This window comes from Pseudomonas sp. G5001, from assembly GCF_013385475.1.
In the GTDB taxonomy this organism is placed as follows: Bacteria; Pseudomonadota; Gammaproteobacteria; order Pseudomonadales; family Pseudomonadaceae; genus Aquipseudomonas.
On sequence record NZ_JACAPZ010000011.1, the window covers coordinates 64,194 to 85,204 of the forward strand.

The 21,011-nt window shown below is 60.6% G+C and carries 19 protein-coding genes; 2 read left to right on the top strand and 17 right to left on the bottom strand.

Features of this window, described 5'->3' with window-relative positions; translation table 11 throughout:
- Positions 1-53 precede the first annotated feature (53 nt).
- The 8 genes from queC to hmpA form a co-directional block, all read right to left on the bottom strand.
- On the bottom strand, positions 54-746 hold the full coding sequence (gene queC, locus HX805_RS10405; RefSeq protein WP_003216378.1) for a 7-cyano-7-deazaguanine synthase QueC: 693 nt from the start codon (positions 744-746) through the stop codon (positions 54-56).
- 102 nt (positions 747-848) lie between these two features.
- Positions 849-1,736 (bottom strand): heme o synthase, encoded by an 888-nt coding sequence (cyoE, locus tag HX805_RS10410; protein ID WP_003216376.1) that lies wholly within the window; start codon positions 1,734-1,736, stop codon positions 849-851.
- 11 nt (positions 1,737-1,747) lie between these two features.
- On the bottom strand, positions 1,748-2,083 hold the full coding sequence (gene cyoD / locus HX805_RS10415) for a cytochrome o ubiquinol oxidase subunit IV (RefSeq protein WP_003216374.1): 336 nt from the start codon (positions 2,081-2,083) through the stop codon (positions 1,748-1,750).
- On the bottom strand, positions 2,083-2,709 hold the full coding sequence (locus HX805_RS10420; protein ID WP_008435616.1) for a cytochrome o ubiquinol oxidase subunit III: 627 nt from the start codon (positions 2,707-2,709) through the stop codon (positions 2,083-2,085). Before HX805_RS10420 ends, cyoD begins: the two co-directional genes overlap by 1 nt.
- 3 nt (positions 2,710-2,712) lie before the next feature.
- Entirely contained in the window at positions 2,713-4,731 is a 2,019-nt protein-coding gene (gene cyoB / locus HX805_RS10425) for a cytochrome o ubiquinol oxidase subunit I (RefSeq protein ID WP_003216371.1), read from the bottom strand.
- A gap of 3 nt (positions 4,732-4,734) precedes the next feature.
- Positions 4,735-5,676, bottom strand: coding sequence for a ubiquinol oxidase subunit II (gene cyoA / locus HX805_RS10430; protein ID WP_008435619.1), 942 nt, complete (start codon positions 5,674-5,676; stop codon positions 4,735-4,737).
- 798 nt (positions 5,677-6,474) lie between these two features.
- On the bottom strand, positions 6,475-6,981 hold the full coding sequence (locus HX805_RS10435) for a disulfide bond formation protein B (RefSeq protein ID WP_008435621.1): 507 nt from the start codon (positions 6,979-6,981) through the stop codon (positions 6,475-6,477).
- A 260-nt stretch (positions 6,982-7,241) separates the two neighbouring features.
- The gene (hmpA, locus tag HX805_RS10440; protein ID WP_177116855.1) at positions 7,242-8,423 is read right to left on the bottom strand and encodes an NO-inducible flavohemoprotein; all 1,182 of its coding nucleotides are present in this window, start codon (positions 8,421-8,423) and stop codon (positions 7,242-7,244) included.
- A gap of 147 nt (positions 8,424-8,570) precedes the next feature.
- Between hmpA and norR the strand changes: the two genes are divergently transcribed.
- Positions 8,571-10,115, top strand: a complete 1,545-nt coding sequence (gene norR / locus HX805_RS10445; protein ID WP_087692812.1) for a nitric oxide reductase transcriptional regulator NorR — start codon at positions 8,571-8,573, stop codon at positions 10,113-10,115.
- 57 nt (positions 10,116-10,172) lie between these two features.
- Here the strand turns inward: norR and HX805_RS10450 are convergent, their stop codons facing one another.
- A complete protein-coding gene (locus HX805_RS10450) occupies positions 10,173-11,084 on the bottom strand; it encodes a DMT family transporter (RefSeq protein WP_177116856.1) in 912 nt (303 codons plus the stop codon).
- A 137-nt stretch (positions 11,085-11,221) separates the two neighbouring features.
- On the opposite strand from HX805_RS10450, the gene HX805_RS10455 reads away from it, so the two are divergent.
- Complete coding sequence (locus tag HX805_RS10455) at positions 11,222-12,097, top strand: helix-turn-helix domain-containing protein (RefSeq protein WP_134327290.1); 876 nt, start codon at positions 11,222-11,224, stop codon at positions 12,095-12,097.
- A gap of 135 nt (positions 12,098-12,232) precedes the next feature.
- Here HX805_RS10455 and dacB read toward each other — a convergent pair whose 3' ends face one another.
- From dacB to HX805_RS10495, 8 genes are all read right to left on the bottom strand, one after another.
- Positions 12,233-13,693 carry a D-alanyl-D-alanine carboxypeptidase/D-alanyl-D-alanine-endopeptidase gene (gene dacB / locus HX805_RS10460; protein ID WP_177116857.1) on the bottom strand — a complete coding sequence of 487 codons (1,461 nt, stop codon included), beginning with the start codon at positions 13,691-13,693 and terminating at the stop codon, positions 12,233-12,235.
- A 58-nt stretch (positions 13,694-13,751) separates the two neighbouring features.
- Positions 13,752-14,786 (bottom strand): YncE family protein, encoded by a 1,035-nt coding sequence (locus HX805_RS10465; RefSeq protein WP_177116858.1) that lies wholly within the window; start codon positions 14,784-14,786, stop codon positions 13,752-13,754.
- Positions 14,786-17,212, bottom strand: coding sequence for a TonB-dependent receptor (locus HX805_RS10470; RefSeq protein ID WP_177116859.1), 2,427 nt, complete (start codon positions 17,210-17,212; stop codon positions 14,786-14,788). The genes HX805_RS10465 and HX805_RS10470 overlap by 1 nt, the downstream gene beginning before the upstream one ends.
- A gap of 109 nt (positions 17,213-17,321) precedes the next feature.
- On the bottom strand, positions 17,322-18,257 hold the full coding sequence (locus tag HX805_RS10475; RefSeq protein ID WP_003216356.1) for a glutathione S-transferase family protein: 936 nt from the start codon (positions 18,255-18,257) through the stop codon (positions 17,322-17,324).
- Between the two features lie 75 nt (positions 18,258-18,332).
- Positions 18,333-18,608: a GIY-YIG nuclease family protein gene (locus HX805_RS10480; protein ID WP_003216354.1), complete on the bottom strand. Its 276-nt coding sequence runs from the start codon at positions 18,606-18,608 to the stop codon at positions 18,333-18,335.
- Positions 18,609-18,644: 36 nt separating this feature from the next.
- A complete protein-coding gene (locus tag HX805_RS10485; protein ID WP_008435632.1) occupies positions 18,645-19,115 on the bottom strand; it encodes a nuclear transport factor 2 family protein in 471 nt (156 codons plus the stop codon).
- Positions 19,116-19,215: 100 nt separating this feature from the next.
- Positions 19,216-19,851 carry a response regulator transcription factor gene (locus HX805_RS10490; protein WP_003216351.1) on the bottom strand — a complete coding sequence of 212 codons (636 nt, stop codon included), beginning with the start codon at positions 19,849-19,851 and terminating at the stop codon, positions 19,216-19,218.
- A gap of 200 nt (positions 19,852-20,051) precedes the next feature.
- Positions 20,052-20,786, bottom strand: a complete 735-nt coding sequence (locus HX805_RS10495; RefSeq protein WP_003216349.1) for a response regulator — start codon at positions 20,784-20,786, stop codon at positions 20,052-20,054.
- Positions 20,787-21,011: the final 225 nt, after the last annotated feature.

Consider the following 21,011-nt stretch of genomic DNA (forward strand, 5'->3'; position numbering starts at 1 on the left):
GACGCGGAGCGGCACGGGATGCGTTCCCACGCGGAGCGTGGGAACGATCGACATCACGCCAGTTTGCTTTTCAGGCTCTGCATGACGGCTGCCTTGTTTTCGAGGTAGTCGTTCAGGCCACGTGCGCGCAGGTTGCACGCGTCGCAGTTGCCACAACCCGTGCCGATAATGCCGTTGTAGCAGGTCAGGGTCTGGTTGCGGATCAGGTCCAGCTGCTGGTGATCGTCCGCCAGGGCCCAGGTCTCGGCCTTGTTCAGCCACATCAACGGCGTTTCCAGGCGCACGTCGTATTCCATGCCCAGTTGCAGCGCTTTGTTCAGCGCCTTGACGAACTCGTCCCGGCAATCGGGATAGCCGGAGAAGTCGGTTTCACACACCCCGGTGATCACCGTTTCCGCCTTGACCTGGTAGGCGTAGATCGCCGCGAGGGTCAAAAACAGAATGTTCCTGCCAGGCACGAAGGTGCTCGGCAAACTCTCGCCCGAGCTGTTCACCGTGGGTACCGGAATGTTGTCGCGGGTCAGGCTGCTGATGGCCAGCTCGTTCAACAGCGACACGTCCATCACTTTGTGAACGGTGGCGCCCAGCTGTTTGGCGAGTTTCTGTGCGACTTCGATTTCCGCCACATGGCGCTGGCCATAATCGAAGGTAATGCAGTGCACCTCGTCATACAGCGCCAGTGCCTGGATCAGGCAGGTGGTCGAATCCTGCCCACCACTGAATACGATAACGGCTTTTTTACTCATCACGCTGCTTCCTGCATTTGTAAGATTTGGCATAGTTTAAAGGCCCCTCAATAAAAAACCCCGCGCTTCTTTCGAAGGCGGGGTTTTTTACTGCTCGATCACTCAGTGAGCGTACGTCAGCAGCAACTCTTTCGGCACCTGGAAATCCAGGGACATCATCACGCTCAAGGCGGTGATGGTGAAGATCGAGAAGACGAACAGCTTGCGTGCCCAGACGGTGTCATCCACCGCCTTGTAGCCGGTCCAGGCCATGTACAACCAGTACATGCCCATGGCGGCGGCAACGGCGAGGTAGCTCATGCCGGCGTAGCCACTGAAGGTCAACATCAAGGTCGCCACGAGGAAGGCCAGGATGTAGAGCAGGATGTGTTTCTTAGCGACCTTGATGCCACGCTTGACCGGAAGAACCGGAATCGAGGCAGCCAGGTAGTCATTGAAGCGGAAGATCGCGATGGCATAGGAGTGCGGCATCTGCCACAGGCTGAACATCACCAGTAGCACCAACGCGGCCATGTCGAAGCTATTGGTCACAGCCACATAACCAATCACCGGCGGCATCGCCCCCGACAGACTGCCCACCAGCGTGCCGTGAACCGACTTGCGCTTGAGGTACAGGCTGTAGAAGCCGACGTAGATGACAAAGCCGATCACGGCAAACAGCGCCGCCAGCGGGTTGGCCACCTTGTACAGCAACACCACGCCGGCGATACCCAGGATGGTCGCGAAGATCAGTGCCAGTTTCAGGGAGATAAGGCCCTGGACCAGCACACGATTCTTGGTGCGTTCCATCTTGATGTCGATATCGCGGTCGATGCAGTTGTTGAATACACAACCGGAAGCTACCACCAGGGACGTGCCGATCATCGCAGCCAGGAAAATGGCCAGATCGACATGCCCCTTGGAGGCCAGGAAGAAACCGCCTGCCACAGAAAGCACGTTACCGAAAATGATCCCCGGTTTGGTGATTTGGATAAAGTGCTTAAGCGACATCGGGTCTTACCTCACTTCGCCATCATGAACGTATGGATGCTGAACATGATCCATACCGACAGGCCAACCAGCAGGAGGATCACCAAACCTGCGAACACGAACGCAATCACGTTATCGCGCTGAGCCTTCGAGCGGTCCAGGTGCAGGAAGTACACCAGGTGAACCAGGACCTGGATCACCGCGAACGCCAGGACGATCATCAAGGTGATCGACTTCGGCAAGGTTGGGTACATCACCAGGCCGAACGGGATCAGCGTCAGGATGACCGACAGGATGAAGCCAATGGCGTACGACTTGACGCTGCCGTGGCTGTCATCATGGCTGTCATGGGAATGTGCATTAGCCATTACAGAGTCCCCATCAGGTAGACAACGGTGAAGACGCAGATCCAGACCACGTCCAGGAAGTGCCAGAACAGGCTCAGGCAGCTCAGGCGAGTCTTGTTGGTGTTGGTCAGGCCATGTTTGTTGACCTGATACATCATGGTCGCCATCCAGATCAGACCGGCAGTCACGTGCAGACCGTGGGTGCCTACCAGCGTGAAGAACGCCGACAGGAAGCCGCTACGGTGCGGGCCGTAACCTTCGGAGATCAGCAGGTGGAACTCGTTGACCTCCATGCCGATGAAGCCCAGGCCGAACAGGAAGGTCAGTGCCAACCAGCTCAGGACGCCTTTCTTGCTGCCCTTGTAGAAGGCCAGCATGGCGAAGCCGTAGGTGATCGAGCTGAACAACAGCAAGGCGGTTTCGCCGAGCACGTAAGGCAGTTCGAAGATGTCGTGGCCCGACGGGCCACCCGCTACGTTGTTTACCAGTACCGCGTACACCGCGAAGATCGACGCAAACAAGATGCAGTCGGTCATCAGGTAGAGCCAGAAACCGAATACGGTCATTGGCCCCGAGTCGTGGTGATGGTCATCGTGCCCATGGTCATCGACATGGGCGTGTCCAGCATTGGTCACTAAGTTCGACATGGTTTAAGCCTGTTCCAACGAGGTTTCAACACGGTTGGCCGGGATCTTCTTCTCGGCAACCAGGCGAGCGTGTTGCTCGGCTTCGATGCGTTCGATCACGTCGACCGGCACCATGTAGCCTTGGTCATCACGGGCAGCGTGAACGATGAAGTAGCCGATGGTGCCCACCAGGCTCACGATGGCCAGCCACCAGATGTGCCAGATCATCGCGAAACCGAACACGGTCAACAGCGCGCCCATCACAACGCCGGTAGCGGTGTTGTTAGGCATGTGGATCGGTTCGTAACGCGCAGGCTTCTGGTACGCAGTACCGTCTTCCTTGGCTTCGGTGAACGGATCGATGCTGTCAGCCTTCGGCAGTACGGCAAAGTTGTAGAACGGCGGTGGCGACGAAGTCGACCATTCCAGGGTGTGTGCATTCCATGGGTCGCCGGATTCGCACATGTTCTGCTTGCGATCACGCACGCTGACATACAGCTGGATCAGCTGGCAGGCGATACCCACAGCGATCATCAGTGCACCCACCATGGCAACGTACAGGTACGGTACCCACTCAGGGTTGGTCGTGGCGTTCAGACGACGGGTCATGCCCATGAAGCCCAGAGCGTAGAGCGGCATGAACGCGACGAAGAAGCCCGAGATCCAGAACCAGAATGCAGCCTTGCCCCAGCCTTCGTGCAGCTTGAAGCCGAACGCTTTCGGGAAGTAGAAGCTGAAACCTGCGATGTAGCCGAATACTGCGCCGCCGATGATCACGTTATGGAAGTGAGCAATGACGAACAGGCTGTTGTGCAGTACGAAGTCAGCACCCGGGATGGCCAGCAGTACGCCGGTCATGCCGCCGATCGCGAAGGTCACCATGAAGCCCAGGGTCCACAGAACCTGGCTGGTGATACGCAGACGACCGTGATAGATGGTGAATAGCCAGTTAAATAGCTTCACCCCCGTCGGGATGGAAATCAGCATCGTCGCCAATCCGAAGAACGCGTTGACGCTGGCCCCCGAACCCATGGTGAAGAAGTGGTGCAGCCAAACCATGAAGCCCAGTACCGAGATCGCGCCCGAGGCGTAGATCATCGAGTGGTGACCGAACAGGCGCTTGCCCGAGAAGGTCGAGATCACTTCAGAGAAGATACCGAACGCTGGCAGGATCAGGATGTACACCTCAGGGTGACCCCATGCCCAGAACAGGTTCACGTACATCATTGGATTGCCACCAAGTTCATTGGTGAAAATGTGGAAATCCAGGTAACGGTCAAGCGACAGCAACGCCATGGTTGCAGCCAGGATCGGGAACGATGCAACGATCAGTACGTTGGCCCAGGTGCAGGTCCAGGTGAAGATCGGCATGTCCATCAGCTTCATGCCAGGGGCGCGCATTTTCAAGACGGTGGCCAGGAAGTTGACCCCCGTCAGTGTCGTCCCGAGTCCTGATAACTGTAGCGCCCAGATGTAGTAATCCACACCCACGCCCGGACTGTAGGCCAGGCCCGACAATGGCGGATACGCAACCCAACCGGTCTTGGCGAATTCGCCGACGCCCAGGGACAGGTTGATCAGCACTACGCCGGATACCAGCAGCCAGAAGCTCAGGGAGTTCAGGAACGGGAACGCAACGTCACGCGCACCGATCTGCAGCGGCAAGGCAAGGTTCATCAGGCCGGTGAAGAAAGGCATCGCCATGAAGATGATCATGATCACACCGTGGGCGGTGAAGATCTGGTCATAGTGTTCAGGAGGCAGGTAGCCAGGCGAACCCTCGGTGGCCATGGCCAACTGGGTACGCATCATGATGGCGTCGGCAAAACCACGCAGCAGCATGACCATGGCAACGATGACGTACATGACGCCGATTTTCTTGTGGTCGACCGAAGTCAGCCACTCGGTCCACAGGTAGGTCCACTTCTTGAAGTAAGTGATACCTGCAAACAGTGCCAGACCACCCAGCGCGATCATGGCGATGGTCACCATCACGATCGGCTCGTGGAACGGGACCGCATCCCAACTTAATTTACCAAACATCGTTTACTCCTCTGCCCCAGCAGTTGAATGCGAGCCCGTGTCAGAACCTTCAACCGCGGCCACTTCTTTCTTCTCGTGCTCGATCGGCTTGCCTGGCTTCATACCTTCGTACTTGTCGACGATTTTCTGAAACAGGTCCGGCTCGTACGTGGAGTACAGGGCGACTGGGTTGTTCTGGCTTGGTTTGGCAAGGGCGTCGTATTCAGCTTGATCAAGCTGTTTAGGTGCGGCCTTGACTTCGGCTACCCAGGCGTTGAAATCTTCCTGGCTCGTCGAGATCGCTTTGAATTTCATGCCGGTGAAGCCAGCACCGCTGTAGTTGGCGGAGATGCCTTCCATTTCAGCTTTCTCGTTCGCGATCAGGTGCAGACGGGTCTGCATGCCTGCCATCGCGTAGATCTGGCCACCCAGTGCAGGGATGAAGAACGAGTTCATCACGGCGTCGGAGGTGATCCGGAAATTAAGCGGGGTGTTCTCCGGGAACCGGATCTGGTTCACAGTGGCGATACCCAGGTCCGGGTAGATGAACAGCCACTTCCAGTCCAGCGCGACCACTTCGATGTTGATCGGCTTGACGTCGGAGTCCAGCGGACGGTACGGGTCCAGCTCATGGGTCGACTTATAGGTGATGTAACCCAGGGCGATGATGATGAGGATCGGCACCAGCCACACCGCGATTTCAATCTTGGTGGAGTGCGACCACTTCGGCGCGTAGGTGGCGCTGGTGTTCGACGCGCGGTATTTCCAGGCGAACGCGAACGTCATGATGATCACGGGCACCACGACCAACAGCATCAGCAGGGTGGCGGTGATGATCAGGTTGCGTTGATCCAGACCGACCTGACCTTTAGGGTCGAGCAAGGTCCACTTGCAGCCTCCCAGCATTAACATCATGCCAAGCAGCGGCAAAAAGCCTAGTAATCGGGGGTACCTGTTTTTACTCATCTCACGACCTCTAAAGCAGCTTGCGCAATGCAGTTGGGTTTTGATCGCCAACACTTCACCCTGCCAAGGGTTGGCATTTCTCTTCGATTGAATAAGGGCCTGCCCGTCGCACCTTGCGCGAATCGACACGTCCCGGGCTAGCGGTGAGTTCTTATTCGAATTCGTTGGTCAAAGGCCTTGTTACAGACCAATTCCATTTGGTGCGGATAGTTGAAAGGCTGCCGGCACCTGGGGTCGCATGAAACGTTACATCCGCTTCTCGACCGCCCTAGTTTGCTCAGGGGTGAGCAGCACCGGACATTCAGTGCGGGCGATTGTAGTTAGCTAGCGATGTATAAACCATGTCTTATCCAGAAATAATTTTTATCGTTTCCAGCAATAATCCTTCACCATTATTGCAAAGGTCCGCGATCGTATCGCGTTTGATTCTCGACAAAAACCACAAAAAATGCCGTGTTATTGGGCAATCTGCCACATCCCTTACAGCCTGTAAGGGCATCGAAAACGGATCCAAGTCCCCTAAAAACAAGGCATTCGGACATCGGGCAATGTCGCCGACCGCACGCCACTCGCGGCGTCGGCCAGACGACGAACTGACAGCCATAAAACGCCACTTCATGCAAATTTATGGCGCGTTTACGAGCGTCAGAAACGTCCTGCGACAGCTTCCGTGTGACAACATGTCGCACGCTGCGCACACCCAAACTTGCCCCGCGTCACGGCCTCTTCACAAATGCCTACAAACAAAAACGCCCCAGCCTTCTTTAGAGGAAGGCCGGGGCGTTGAGTTGTAACCGCTTAGGCTTTGCCCTGGCGATTACGGTAAATGCCCAGTGGCACCAGGATCACCGTCAGCACAAAGGCCACCAGCGCCCACTGGGCCAGGGACAGGCCGAGCACGGGCGGGTACGGCGTCTCACAGAAGCCGTCGACCTGGAACCCCAGGGGAAACACCGAGGCCAGCGGCAAGCCATCGACAATCGGTTGCAGCACGTCGATGCCGCAGCTGACCTTCGGAAAGAACTGGATGTACACGTGATAGCCGGCAGCGGCGACGCCCCCCAGGGCGCTGAGGGTCACCAGTGCTTCAAACACCGTGACACTGCGGGTGGTGCGCATGGCGGCACCGATGAAGGCGAAGATCGCGATCAGCAGCAAGGCATAACGTTGCAGGATGCACAGCGGGCAAGGGGCCTCGCCCAGCACCACCTGCATGTACAGCGCCCCGCCGATCAGCGCCAGGCAGATGATGCCCAGCAGTACCAGAAAGCGTCGCTCCCTGCCCAAACGCAATTCGTCGATCATCCCCGTTTCCCTTTAGCCAATGATGGTTGTGCCAATGGCCGCAAGTTTACACGCGGACGGTGAAAGTTGAGCAGTTGGCGTGTGGAGGTTTAAACAGGAGGCATTAACAGGAGATTAATCAGGGAAAATGGAGATCAAAATGTGGGAGCGGGCTTGCTCGCGAAAGCGGAGTGTCAGTCACTGAATGTGTGCCTGATACACCGCCTTCGCGAGCAAGTCGAATCGTCGCACCGCCGCTCCCACATTTTTGACCGAGTAAGTTATTCCAGAGCCGACGCCGGCCCAAAGAACTCATACCGGCTCTGCGCTTCCGGCACACCCAGGGCCTTCAAGTGACGCTTGATCGCCGCCATGAAGCCTTTAGGCCCCAGGAAGTACGCATCCACATCGCGCTTCTGGGGCAACCACGCCGCCAGTTGCTCCTGGCTCAGCATCCCGACCTTGTCCGCCGCCGGGCTCACGCCATCATCCTCGGCGTAGCAATAGAAGCGCTTGAGTTGCGGATGCTGCGCGGCCAGGCCATCCACCCATTCGCGGAACGCATGCACGCCGCCATTACGCGCGCAGTGGATAAAGTGAATCGGACGCTCGGTGGCCAGCGCCGCTTCGAGCATCGGCAATGTTGGCGTGATGCCCACGCCGCCGCTGATCAGCACCAATGGCTTGTCGCTGGCCGCCAGGGTGAACTCCCCCGAAGGCGGGAACAGATCGATGGTCGCACCCACATGGAACTGGTCATGCAGGTAGTTCGACACCCGCCCACCGGCTTCGCGCTTGACGCTGATGCGGTACTGGCCCGAATCGCCACGCGCCGACAGGGAATAGTTGCGGCGCACTTCCTCGCCCTCCATCACCAGCTTCATGCCGATGTACTGCCCAGGCTCGGCGGCCAGGATCGGGCCGTTATCCACAGGCGCGAAGTAAAACGAGATAATTTCCGCGCTCTCCTCCACACGCTTGACCAAGGTGAACGGCCGCGCGCCACGCCAGCCGCCCGGTGCTTGTTCCTTCTCTTTATAGATAGCCGCCTCGGCACCGATCAGGATGTCGGCCAATTGGCCATAGGCGGCGCCCCAGGCACTCATCACTTCAGGGGTGGCGATTTCGCTGCCCAGCACTTCGGAAATTGCCCGCAGCAGGCAGGTACCGACAATCGGGTAATGCTCCGGCAGGATCTGCAGGGCCACGTGCTTGTTGATGATCTTTGCCACCAGATCGCCCAACTGGTCGAGTTGGTCGATATGCCGGGCGTACATCAGCACGCCGTTGGCCAAGGCCCGGGGCTGGTCGCCGCTGGCCTGGTGGGCCTGGTTGAACAGCGGACGTACTTCTGGGTATTCGGACAGCATCATCCGGTAGAAATGGGTGATCAGGGCTTCGCCGCCACTTTCCAGCAGGGGCACGGTGGATTTGACGATGGCACGGTCTTGGGCACTAAGCATGGCAGACTCCTGAGTCTTCTTACTGAATACCCTTTACTACTCAGTATTCATGCCAACTAATAAATCCTTATAAATCAAATGCTTAATATTAATGTAGTCAGTATGACTTCCTACGTTATATAGTCACTATGACCACAAGGAGTCATTATGACTGCGAAGCCGCTGCTCACCACCCTGCTGCCCCTGGTCGCCGACCTGTCCCGCGAGTTGCCCGAAGGCGAGCGTTACCGGCGCCTGCTCCAGGCCATGCGCGCCCTGCTACCCTGCGACGCGGCCGCCCTGCTGCGCCTCGACGGCGAATGGCTGGTGCCGCTGGCGGTGGATGGCTTGAGTACCGACACCCTCGGCCGGCGCTTCAAGGTCAGCGAACATCCGCGTTTCGCCGTGCTGCTCAGCAGCCCCGGCCCTACCCGCTTTGACAGCGACAGCGAACTGCCCGACCCCTATGACGGCCTGGTGGATGGCCTGCACGGGCATCTGGAAGTCCACGACTGCATGGGCTGCCCGCTGTTTGTCGACGACCGGCCCTGGGGCCTGCTGACCCTCGACGCCCTGGATACCGAGCGCTTCGAACGGGTGGAACTGGACGCCCTGCAAGCCTTCGCCAGCCTCGCCGCCGCCACCGTCAATGTCGCTGAACGCATTGAACGCCTGGCCCTGCGTGCCGAAGACGAACACCAGCGTGCCGAAATCTACCGCCAGGCCAGCGGCCAGCAGCACAAGGAAATGATCGGCCAGAGCAAGAGCCACAAACGCCTGGTGGAAGAAATCAACCTGGTGGGTGGCAGTGACCTGACGGTATTGATCACCGGCGAGACCGGCGTGGGCAAGGAGCTGGTGGCCCAGGCGATCCATGCTGCATCAAACCGCGCCGAGAAACCGCTGATCAGCCTCAACTGCGCCGCCCTGCCGGAAACCCTGGTGGAAAGCGAACTGTTCGGCCACGTGCGCGGGGCGTTTACCGGCGCGCTCAACGAACGCCGGGGCAAGTTCGAGCTGGCGAATGGCGGCACGCTGTTTCTTGATGAAGTGGGCGAGTTGTCCCTCACCGTGCAGGCCAAGCTGCTGCGGGTGCTGCAAAGTGGCCAGTTGCAGCGCCTGGGGTCTGACAAGGAGCACCAGGTGGATGTGCGCCTGATCGCCGCTACCAACCGGGACCTGGCCGAAGAAGTACGCAGCGGCCGCTATCGTGCCGACTTTTATCACCGTTTGAGTGTGTACCCGTTGCAAGTGCCGGCGCTGCGTGAGCGCGGTCGCGATGTGCTGTTGCTGGCGGGCTTTTTCCTTGAACAGAACCGCTCACGCATGGGACTGGGCAGCCTGCGCCTGACCAGCGATGCCCAGGCGGCACTGCTGGCTTATACCTGGCCGGGGAATGTGCGCGAACTGGAACACTTGATCGGCCGCAGCGCCTTGAAAGCCCTGGGTAACTGCCGGGAGCGCCCGAAGATTCTCAGCCTCAGCGCGGCGGATCTGGACTTGCCGAACGCCACCGCGCCACCGCTCGAAGCGCAGCCCGACCCCGTGCCGGACGTCACCGGCGACCTGCGCCTGGCCACCGAGAACTACCAGCGCCAGGTCATCAGCGCCTGCCTGGAACGCCACCAGCACAACTGGGCCAGTGCCGCCCGTGAGCTGGGCCTGGACCGGGCCAACCTGGGACGAATGGCCAAGCGCCTGGGCCTGAAGTAATGAACGGTGATTCTCAGGTAAAGGAGATCAAATGTGGGAGCTGTCGAGCCCCCCACACTAAACCTGCTTCGCCTTGTAGATTGGATTGATCGGCGCGCCAGCCTTGGGCTTGCGAAACACCAACACATTCCCCAGCATCACCAGCACCAACCCCGCCAACGCCGGCGCCGTCCACTGATAGCCCTCGGCAAACGCCGAGACGTTCAACGCCACCACCGGGAACAGCACGGTGCAATACGCCGCCCGCTCCGGCCCCATGCGCCCGACCAGGGTCAGGTAGGCGGTAAAGCCAATCACCGAACCCGGGATCACCAGGTACAGCAGCGAACCGATGTACCGGCTGTTCCATTCCATGTCGAACGGAATGCCCTGCACCGCGCAGTACATCGCCAGCATCGACGCACCATAGGCCATGCCCCAGGCATTGGTGGTCAGTGGCTTGAGGCCCGCCTTCTGCTGCAGGCTCGACAGCATATTGCCCGCCGAGAAACACATGGTGCCGAGCAATGCCAAACCCAGGCCGAGCAAGGTTTGCGGGCTGGCGGTGTGCCCCACCAGTTCCGGCCAGAACAACAGCCCCAGGCCCAGCAAGCCAAGGCCGCCGCCCATCAACACATTGCGTGCGACCTTCTGCCCGAAGAACACCCGGGCGTTCAGCGCGTTCCACAAGGTGGCCGTCGAGAACACCACCGCCACCAGGCCGCTGGGAATCCACTGGCTGGCGGTCAGGAAGCACATGAAGTTGACGCAAAACAGGCACAGGCCCTGGGCCAGGCAGATCAGATGCCCGCGCCGGTTCACCACCTGCAGCTTGCGGCTGAGCAGCAGCATCACGAACAGCACCAGCGCCGCGAGGCCAAAGCGATAGACGATGGACACCGGAATCGCCACCACGCCCAGTTGCCACTTGAGGGCAATCCAGGTGGTGCCCCAGATCAATACGGTGAGTAAATACAGGAAAAGGTTCATGGCGGGCTCCGAGGGTTGAGCCACAGTTTCGCCCCTGGCGGCACCAGGTCTCTTGCACATTCTTGCGCTTTTGTCGGCTGCCGGGATCACAGCCGCCGCCGCTGGGAGTAGGATGCAAGCCGTCAGAGAGTACGAATATGCCGCCACTGGAAACCCTGCAAGTCTTTCAATCCCTCAACCGTTCGCCCAACGCTCGCCTCGAGCTGTGCGCCGAGCTCGGTGACGGCTTGTCTGCAGCCTTGTGGAGCAACCATCACGACGCCCAGGATTACGAAGCCCCCGAGCACCACACCTTGTCCTGCTACATCGGCGGCGGCACCGGCACCTTTCGCCGCGACCAGCCCGGCACCAAGGGCGGCCCGGACAAGCTGTGCATCCTGCCGGCCGAGCATCAGTCGGCCTGGGTGATCAACGGCGAAATCCGCCTGGCCCACGTGTATTTCAGCCCCGAGCAATTCGCCCTGGGCTGCGTCACCTTGCTGGACCGCGAACCCCGCGAGTTGCAACTGCGCGAGAGCACCTTCCTCGACGATGCGCGGCAGGCCCGGCGTTTTCACCAGTTGATCAGCCTGAACTGGAAAGAGCCCGGCGAACGCCTGCTGACCAGCAGCCTGGCCCATGAGATGCTCAGCCATACCTTGCTCAGCCAGGTGGGGATGCGCGAGGGTTTGCGTTTGAAAGGCGGGCTGGCCGCCCACCAGCGCCGGCAACTGGTGGAGCACATCGACCAGCAACTGGCGGAGCCGATCAGCCTGGGGCAGTTGGCAGGCTTGTGTGCGTTGTCGGAGTACCACTTTGCGCGGATGTTTCGCGAGAGTTTTGGACTGCCGCCCCATCAATATCTGCTGGCGCGGCGCCTGGCCCGCGCCCGGGAGTTGTTGCGGGGTGGGTCGTTGCCGCTGGGCGAGATTGCCCTGGCGTGCGGATTTTCCAGCGCGAGCCACTTTACCAACCGGTTCCGCCAGGCGATGGGCGCCACCCCTGGTGAATACCGGCAGGCGTTCCTGCCTTGAAATGCAATCTGCCTGACAGCACAGGTCCAATGTGGGAGCGGGCTTGCTCGCGAAAGCGGTGTGACAGTCAACACATGTACTGACTGAACCAGCGCATTCGCGAGCAAGCCCGCTCCCACCTTTGATCTTCGGTGCTCAATAGTCCGTGCTGTTGGCCAGTGCCGTGGCCAGGCGGTTTTCCAGCGCCTTAACCCGCGCGCCTGCGACCACGTAATTGTTGGTCACCATCGAAAACACCAGCTTGCGCCCATTGGCATCGGTGACATACCCAGTCAACGACGACACGCCACTCATGGAGCCGGTCTTGCCGTGCAGGTTGTTTTCCGCAGCGGTGCTCCGCAGGCGGTAACGCAGGCTGCCGCCCACCAGTCGCTGCGGATTACCGGCAACCGGCAACGCGTTGTACCAGGCGTTGAACCAGGGCTGTTTGCTGGCGGCCAGCAGCACATCCGTGAGGTTCTGCGACGACACCAGGTTACGCCTGGACAACCCTGAACCGTCCACCTGGTTCAACGTCGCCGTATCAATCCCCTGACGCTTCAGGAACCCGGCCACCGCCGCCACACCGGCAGGCGCCGTACCGGCATTCACGGTCTTGCGCCCCATGCTCTTGAGCAAGGCTTCAGACATGTTGTTATTGGAAAGCTTGAGCAACGGCGTGATCAGTTCCTGCAACGGCGCCGACTCATGCAGCGCGAGCACCGTCGCCGTGGTCGGCGTCACACCCCCGATCATCCGACGCCCCTGCACGACAATCCCCTGCTGCGCCAAGGCCTGTTCAAACAGGTTGGCCACCAGTTGCGTCGGCTCCCACACACTGACCAGTTGCGGGCTCTGCCTGCCCGGCGCCAACGCGCCACTGAGGCGCAACAGGTTGGTGCCGTGCTGGCGATTGATTCCATAGCTGTTGCCTGCGCCGCTGACCGCACGGTTGCTGAGCTGCACGTAATCGGTAGCCGGGCTGATCTCCACCGTCACCGGGCGCCCTGCCACGACCGGCGCCCTGGCCGTGACCAGCAGGGAGCCCGCATCAAAGTCGTCATTGGGCGACACCGTCAGCGCCGAAATCTGCGCGCCGTAGTAGGTGCTTTCATCGTCCTGGGACCAGTCGGTGCCCAGGCGCTCGGCGTCGAAGAACGTGTCGTCGAACACCAGGTCGCCCCGCACCTGCCGGATGCCCTGCTGCGCCAGGTTGGCCGCCAGCGCCTGGTAATCCGCCCACTGGATCGTCGGGTCGCCCAGGCCGCGCAGGTAGAGGTTGCCGTCAAGCACCGCGCCCTGGCGGATGCCGTCGCTCAACAGTTGCGTGGAAAACCGATACTGCGGCCCCAGCACATCCATCGCCGCCGCAGTGGTCAACAGCTTGAGGCTCGAAGCCGGGCTCAGCCGTGTGCGTGGGTTGTGCTGGTAGAGCGTGTTGCCGCTGCGGGCATCACGCACCATCAGCGATACGCTGGCGCCGTGCAGTGCCGGGTCGGCCAGCAACTGGACGAGGCTGGCACTGGTGGAAGTTTTCGGCGCCGTGGCGCAACCGCCCAGCAACAAGCTCAAGCCCAGCAGCAGCCCGCCGGCGTGTGTCCATCGTCCCAACCGCATAAACCTGGTAGTCCTTGAATTTCGAGAGTGCGCAGCTTGTGGAATTCCTCCCGGTCAATCAAGGCCCGTAGGTCGTGACGGAAAACGTATTGGCATGAAACAGCGGGTCCGGCTTGGGCTCGGCCTTGCTCGGCGCCGGCTGGGTAAAGTCCATGGCCGGCAGGAATACCCGCTGGCTCGCCGGGTCGAACGCCATGTTGTAGGCCATCGGCAAGGTGCTGACGCTGGCGCGTACGGCGTAGTGGTCGGCATCCGTTTGATCCACCAGCGTCAGGTTGGCATCGACGCCACTGGGGATCAGCAAGCGCCGGTGCTGCTCGTCGTAGGCCAGGGCGTTGACGTCGCGGGTGATCGGCAGCTTCGCCTTGACTTCACCGGTTTTCCGGTCGGCAACGATCAACACCGGCACTTCACCGCGACACGCCACAAACAGTCGCTGGCGCGCCACGTCCTGGGCCAATGCGCTGGGCTTGGGGCAATCGGCAAACTGCCAGGTGTCGAGCAACGCAAAGGTGCTCGCCGAATAGCGGGCGACCTTGCCTTCATCGCGCATCGGCAGGAAGAAGCTGCCGTCGCCCTTGATCAGCAGCGGGTCGATTTTCTTCACCGCCAGTTCATGGGCGCCGGTGATTCGTTCCTGTTTCGGGTCGAATTCAAACAGCGTCGAACGATCCGCCCGACGCCCGCTGACAATAATCACCTTGCCCGTCGATGGCTCGTACACCGCGCTGTTGAGGTTGCTTTGCGCCACCGGGATGCGCTTCAGGAATGTGAGTGTGGATAACTCCACCACACTCAGACTGCCGTCGGTGTTGAGCACGAAAACCCGGTCTACCTCAGGCACGAACACCACGCCGTTGGCGCCTTCGGACTGCGCCACCGTCTCGACCAGGCGCTGCTGTTTCACATCAAACACGCTCAGGCCGTTTTCCCGGCGAGCCAGGAACAGATACGGCCGGGTCGGGTCCAGCCCGACAAAGCCCCAACTGTGGCCAGAGCCGGGCAATGTCACCCGGTGTTCGCGATGGTAGGTCGAGTCATCAGCCGATGCTGCGCCGCTGATCAACAGTGCTGCCAGTAACCAGTGTTTCATCAGAACTCCAGGGTGCTGGAGACGGACACCTGACGGGCGTCGCCGATGGAGACAAACTGCGTGTTCACGGCCGAGGTGTAATAGGTACGGTCAAACAGGTTCTTCACGTTGAGCTGGAACTTGACCTTCTGCCCCTCGATTTTAGTGTCATAGGTGGCGAACGCATCGGCCACGGTGTAGCTCGGCAGGTCGAAATCGTTGGCGGCATTACCCGCTCGCTCCCCCACATAACGTGCACCGGCGCCCACCCGCAGTTGGTCACCGCCAAGGATGCTGCCGAAGTCATACACCGCCGACAGCGAGCCGGTGTTCTTCGCCACGTTTTGCAGGCGATTACCTTTGTATTCGGGGTCTTCGGTGACTTCGGCATCGGTGTAGGCATAGCTGCCGATCACGCTCCACTTATCCGTCAGTTGGCCGCTGGCATCCAGTTCCAGGCCTCGGGAGCGCACTTTGCCGGCGACGCTGTAGACCGAGGTCAGGCCATCGCCGACCTGCACCAGCACGTTGCGTTTTTCGATGTTGAACAGGGCGGCGCTGGCGGTGATGCGCCCCGGTATATCGAGCTTGGTCCCCAACTCCCAGGACTTCGACTGCTCCGGCTCAAGGCTGCCATCCAGCACACTTTTGTTCGCCAGCGGTGCGATGGTGGAGTTGGGCTTGAACGACTCGGTGTAGCTGCCATAGAACGACAGCTCGTCAGTGTAGCGGTACACCAGGCCCGCGCGTGGCACCCACTTCTGGCCATTGCCGTCGGTGTTGGCGGTGAACGGGACACCCTTGCCGGCGTATTGGTCGTACATCTGATAACGCGCGCCACCCACCAGGATCCACTGGTCGGTGAGGTGGATCGCATCCTGCAGGAAAAGCGAGTCGCTGCGCAGCAGGTCCATCTGGTTGCTGTCCGGCGCGCTGACGGTGGTGCCCGCCACTTCATTGCCATAGACCGGGTCGTTGTAGTTGAACGTGCCACGGGGCGCCTGGCGGATCAGGTCGGCCCGGTAGATCTTGCGGTATTCGTCATCCAGGCCGAAGGTCAGGTCGTGCTGCATGCCCGCGACGTTGACCTTGCCTTCAAGGCTGGCGGTGGCGAAGCGGTCGGTGGTCAGTGCGCCCTGGGTGCCGTCCATGCTGCGGGTCAGGGTGCCATTGGCGTTGACCTTGACCACACGCACCTGGCTGGCGTCGTAGGTCTCGCGGTTCCAGCTGTAGCCGAAGTGGGCTTTCCAGTCGTCATTCAAATCGTGGTCGGCCTCGAAGCGGTACAGGTCGGAGCGGCCTTCCATGTTGTTGAAGGGCTCGTCCAGGCGGCGAGTCGACGGGATGTTGAGCGGGTGGTTGGTCTTGGGGTCGATGGCGGTGCCCCGGTCGAACGGCGAGAGAAACTCCCGGTGCTCATAGGCAAACAACAGCTTGGTGTTGTCGCCGTACCAGGCCAGCGACGGTGCGATCAGGCTCTCGCGGTGAGTGCCGTAGTTGCGCCAGTAATCTTCGTCTTCGTGATCGACGATCAAGCGGTACGCCAACCCGCTGTCACCGATGGGCCCTGTGGTGTCGAGGTTGCCGCCGCTGCCGTTCTTGCCGTCGCCAAAGGTCGAGCCGCGCACGGTCAGCGAGGTGGATTGGATCAGCTCGGGTTTCTTGCTGACGATATTGACCACGCCGCCCGGATCCTGGATGCCATACAGCAACGACGACGGGCCCTTGAGCACTTCGACGCGCTCGGCGGTGGAATTCAGCGCGCGGCCCTGCACCAGCGGCATACCGTCCTGCATGATCGAACCGTTTCGGTTGTCACCAAAACCCCGCAGCATCACCGCGTCCTGGGTGCTGCCCAAGGTGTTGGCCTGGGTGATGCCACTGATGTTGGTCAGGGCATCGTCGAGGTTGCGCGGCTGTTGATCGCGCATCACCTGGGCCGGTACAACGTTGACAGTCTGTGGGGTTTCCAGCAGCAGGCCGTGGGAACGCATCACCGAACTGGTAGGCGGCGGTTGATAGCTGGTGGTATCCGAGGCCAGGGCGGCACCGTTGATGGTGGTGGCGCCGAGGTTCAGCGCGCCGTCGGTGGGCAGCGGTTCCAGGGCCAGGGTGCGGGCGTCGATCTGGCGGAAGGTGAAGCCGGAATTACCCAGCAGGCGTTGCATGGCCTGGGCCGCACTCATCTGCCCGGTGATGGCCGGGGCCTTGATGGCGTACGGCGCTTCGTCGGTGTAGACCACGCTGATGCCGGTCACCCGGGTGAAGTCGCTCAAGGCCTGGGGCAGCGGCTTGGCGGCCAGGGCAAAGTTGAACAGCGTGCTCTGCTGCTGCGCCTCGGCCGCCTGCGCCACGCCCAGGGGCAACAGCGCCAGCCCCGAAACTGCCAATACCGAGGCTCCCAGCCAATGTTTAACCGAACCCGCCGACGTTGCCCTGGACTTCATGCTTGAGAACCCGTGTGTAAAAACGCTGTTAATGCGAATTAATCGCAGTTTCAAGCACTACACGGATGGCCGACAGGTTTACCTCACACCGATTTGAAAATAATTTCAGTCACGCCGGTTGGATCCGAAATCCGAAGCGCGGAACGTGCACATGCACGGTGCCGGCGCGGTCATCGGTGCGCCGCAGAATCAGCTCTTCGCGGCCGGCAAACAGCAACTCCCCGGCCACCGGATCGGTGCCGTAGTCGGTGGCGCTGATGGTCACTTGCTGGCCGGGCTTGAAGCCGTTCGGGTCTTCGAAGATTTCTTCCGGCAGGTTGGCCGGCGTGGCATTGCGCGCGACTTCCAGGGCTTGCTCGGCACTCATCTGGCTCGACGTGCCATGCCCGAAACCCAACACCCGGGCGAGCCAGGCGGCCACCGCAGGATAGGTTTCCACCAGCGGCGAGGTGACCGACGATCCCATGAGGAACCACAGCGGGTGCGCCAGGGCGAAGTCGGCAATCGACGGCTCGCCGAACAGGAAGTCGCCCTGCTGGTGCTGCAACTGCTGATTGATACGACCGATGATCACCGGCCATTGATGCTTGGCCTGATCCAGTTGCACACGGGTGGCCGTGCCGCCACTGAACAATTTGCTGCGGTCGGCCACCAGCACCTGGAGCATTTCCGGCGGCACTTTGGCGAACTTGACCGCCAGGGATTCCGGCTGGAACACCAGGCTCACGGCATGGGAGAACACCGTCGAATCAGCCCAGGCGGCGAAGCTTTGGCTGACCAGTTCCAGGCCTTGGGGAAACAGCGCCGGCACGGACTTTTCCTGCTCCAGGCGGCGGGCGATCAGTGCGGTGTCGCAGTAGATATCGGCGCCCACCTGCAACACCGGGGTCTTGCGATAACCACCGGTGAGGGCCGTCAAGTCAGGCTTGGGCATCACCGGCGAGATGTGCACCGAACGCCAGGACAAGCCCTTGAAGCCCAGCAACAGGCGGGCTTTTTCGGCAAACGGGGATTGCGGGTAGTGGTGGAGGATCAACTCAGTCATGCCAGGCTCCGCTCAATGAGTGAGCGTCCAGCTTAGCCTGCAAACCCGGCAAAGGCGCGCATGGGAACCTATCAGTCAAACTGATGGGCCGATCGCCGCCAGGCACTCCTTGGCGCTTTTCTTGAGTTTCTTGATCAGCCGTTCCTGGCGCAGCGCCTCGGCCTTGCTGATGCATGCCTCGGTGTACACCAGCGCCACGGCGGGGCTTGAGAGAAAAAAGCGCGCGCCCTTGCCACTCTGGTGCATGGCAAAGCGGCGCACCGGGTCATTGCTGATGCCGCAATAGAGCGAGCCATTGGCGGCGCGCACCAGGTAGACAAACCACGGTTTGGCTTCAGAAGGAGTCGTCACGGATCAATTCGGCAAACCAAAGGAACGCCAATCTTATCAACGACTGGCCTGGAACGCCTTCAACCCTTTCAGCGCCTGGGCCCGCACGGCGTTTTTCACCAGCGGCGTCCAGCCCAGCAACAGGCCTTTGGTGCCCAACGCCTGCCGCGACCAGCGCCACAGGTCAAAGTGGTCGTGGTGCTCGCAGATCTTGCCGTCACGAAACACAAAGCGCGCCCGGATATCGTTGACCACGGTGTTGCCCGTCGCACTGAACAGGTAGGTCGCCACCCAATGGGCGCTGCCGGTGATTTCATCGCTGCGCACACTGTCGAAGGTCAGGGAAAAGTCCTTGGCCCGGGTGGTCAGCATGCGCCACATGTCGCCGGCATCACGGCCACGCAGTTCACCGAATGCCGGGTCGCTGAACACCACGTCGTCGCTGTAGCAGGCGCTCATGGCCTCGGCATCCAGCCGCTGGAAGGCACTGTAGAACTCGGTGATCAAGGCGTTATGGGCGTCGCTCATGGGCAGGTTCCGCAAAAGAAGTTGGGATGGCCGGTACGATAATCCCCAAGGCCGGGGAACACTACTGGCATCAACGCCAGGAATACCTCATCCCGTCCCTTCAGGGCACCATTCCGCTGCTGCGAGCATAGTGGAACAAATCCACATCGGTGGAGATACACAGCCGGTTCATCGCGGTACTTTTCTGTTTGCTGATGGTGGAGATGCTGCGATTGACCCGCGCGGCAATCTGGCTGACGGTCATGCCGCTGGCCAGCATGCGCACCACTTCGCGTTCCTTGCCCGACAGTTGCGGCGGTTGTGATTGATCGCCCGTGCCGGCCTGCACCAACTGGGTCCGCAGGGACTCGCTGACGAAGGTCTTGCCCTCGCAGACTTCCTTGATGGCCGTGGGCAACTCCTTGGCCGATGCACTCTTGGCGACAATGCCTCGGGCGCCCTCGGCGAACGAGGCACGCAGGGTGGCGATATTGGCGAACATCGTCACCAGGATCACCGGCACCCCGGGGTATTGGCGTTGCAACAAGCCCAACAACACATAGCCGTCAGCCTGCTGCCCGCCCGGCATGGCGAAGTCCGTCACCAGCACATCGCAAGGGGTGCTGCCCAGTACCCGCAGCAACTCATCCGGGCCGTTGGCCTCACCGACCACCTTGCACTTGCCGTTGGCCTCGATCACCACCTTCTGCCCGATCCGAACAATGGGATGATCGTCAGCAATAATTACGCGAAGCATAGAAATCCATGAGTGATGGCAAATTGATTTGCGCAAAATAACCCTGTCCGTCCCGGGCAACAACCGCCCACCTGGGAGCGGTTTTCAATGGCGTCCCGTGTTCTTAAGCGGGTGATTTTTTACCTACAACAAAAAAGGAAACCACCTACAAACTAAGCCCACAGACAGAGGTAATACCCCCTACAGAATCGCTGAAAATGTCATAAATCTGTCAAATAGCGCAGATACACCAGCAGGTCCTGGTCGAACCGCTGCAATGCCCGCCTGTTGCACCGGATCCCGTGCTTGCGCACCTGTTCGATCAACTCCCCCGCACAGCGATCCAGCTCCGTCTCGCCAAAAAACGCCAGGCTTCCCGCCAGGCGATGCAGGCAGTCGACCAATGCATGCGGGTCGACGATGCGGCAAGCCTGTACCAGGCCTGCGTAATCAGCCTCGGCCTCGCGCACCAGGGTGCGCAACATCTGGTTCACCACCTGTTCATCGCCAAATGTCCTGATCAGTTCGGCACGAGTCGGCCAGTGCGCCCCGGCGCAGGCTGTGGCAGGCGGGTTCGTACTGGCGCCCGGCGGCTGTGGCAGCCACTGCTCCAGCACCCCGCGCAATTGTTCCAGGGTCAGCGGTTTGAGCAGCCAGGCATCCATGCCGGCCTCAAGGCAGCGGCGCGCATCGTCCGCAGAGAGTTTGGCGGTCAAGGCAATGATCGGCACACGCGGTCGGCTGTGTACGGCCTCTCGCCGCCTGATCTCACGAGCCATGCTATAGCCATCCAGCACCGGCATGCGGCAATCGCTGATCACCAGGTCGAAATGCCGCAGGGCGATGGCGGTCAACGCGGCCTGCCCGTTGCACACCAGTTCGTGATCGACTTCGAATTTTTGCAGGAACCAGCCCATCAAGGCGCGATAGGCCTGATGGTCCTCGACGATCAGCACGCTCAGGTGCTTCCAGTGAACAGGAGGACTGCGCCATGGCACCGTTTGCTGCCTGGGGGCGTCGTCAGCAAACACGCTTGGCATCATGGCCACCTCGATATCGGCGCCGACCTGCCAGGGCCATCAGACGGCCCTGGCATATCGTCTAGTGAGGGTGCGCTTGACGGTGATCCTTAACCCATCCGCCTGGCACCCATTACCGAATCAAGCTATCCACATGAATAC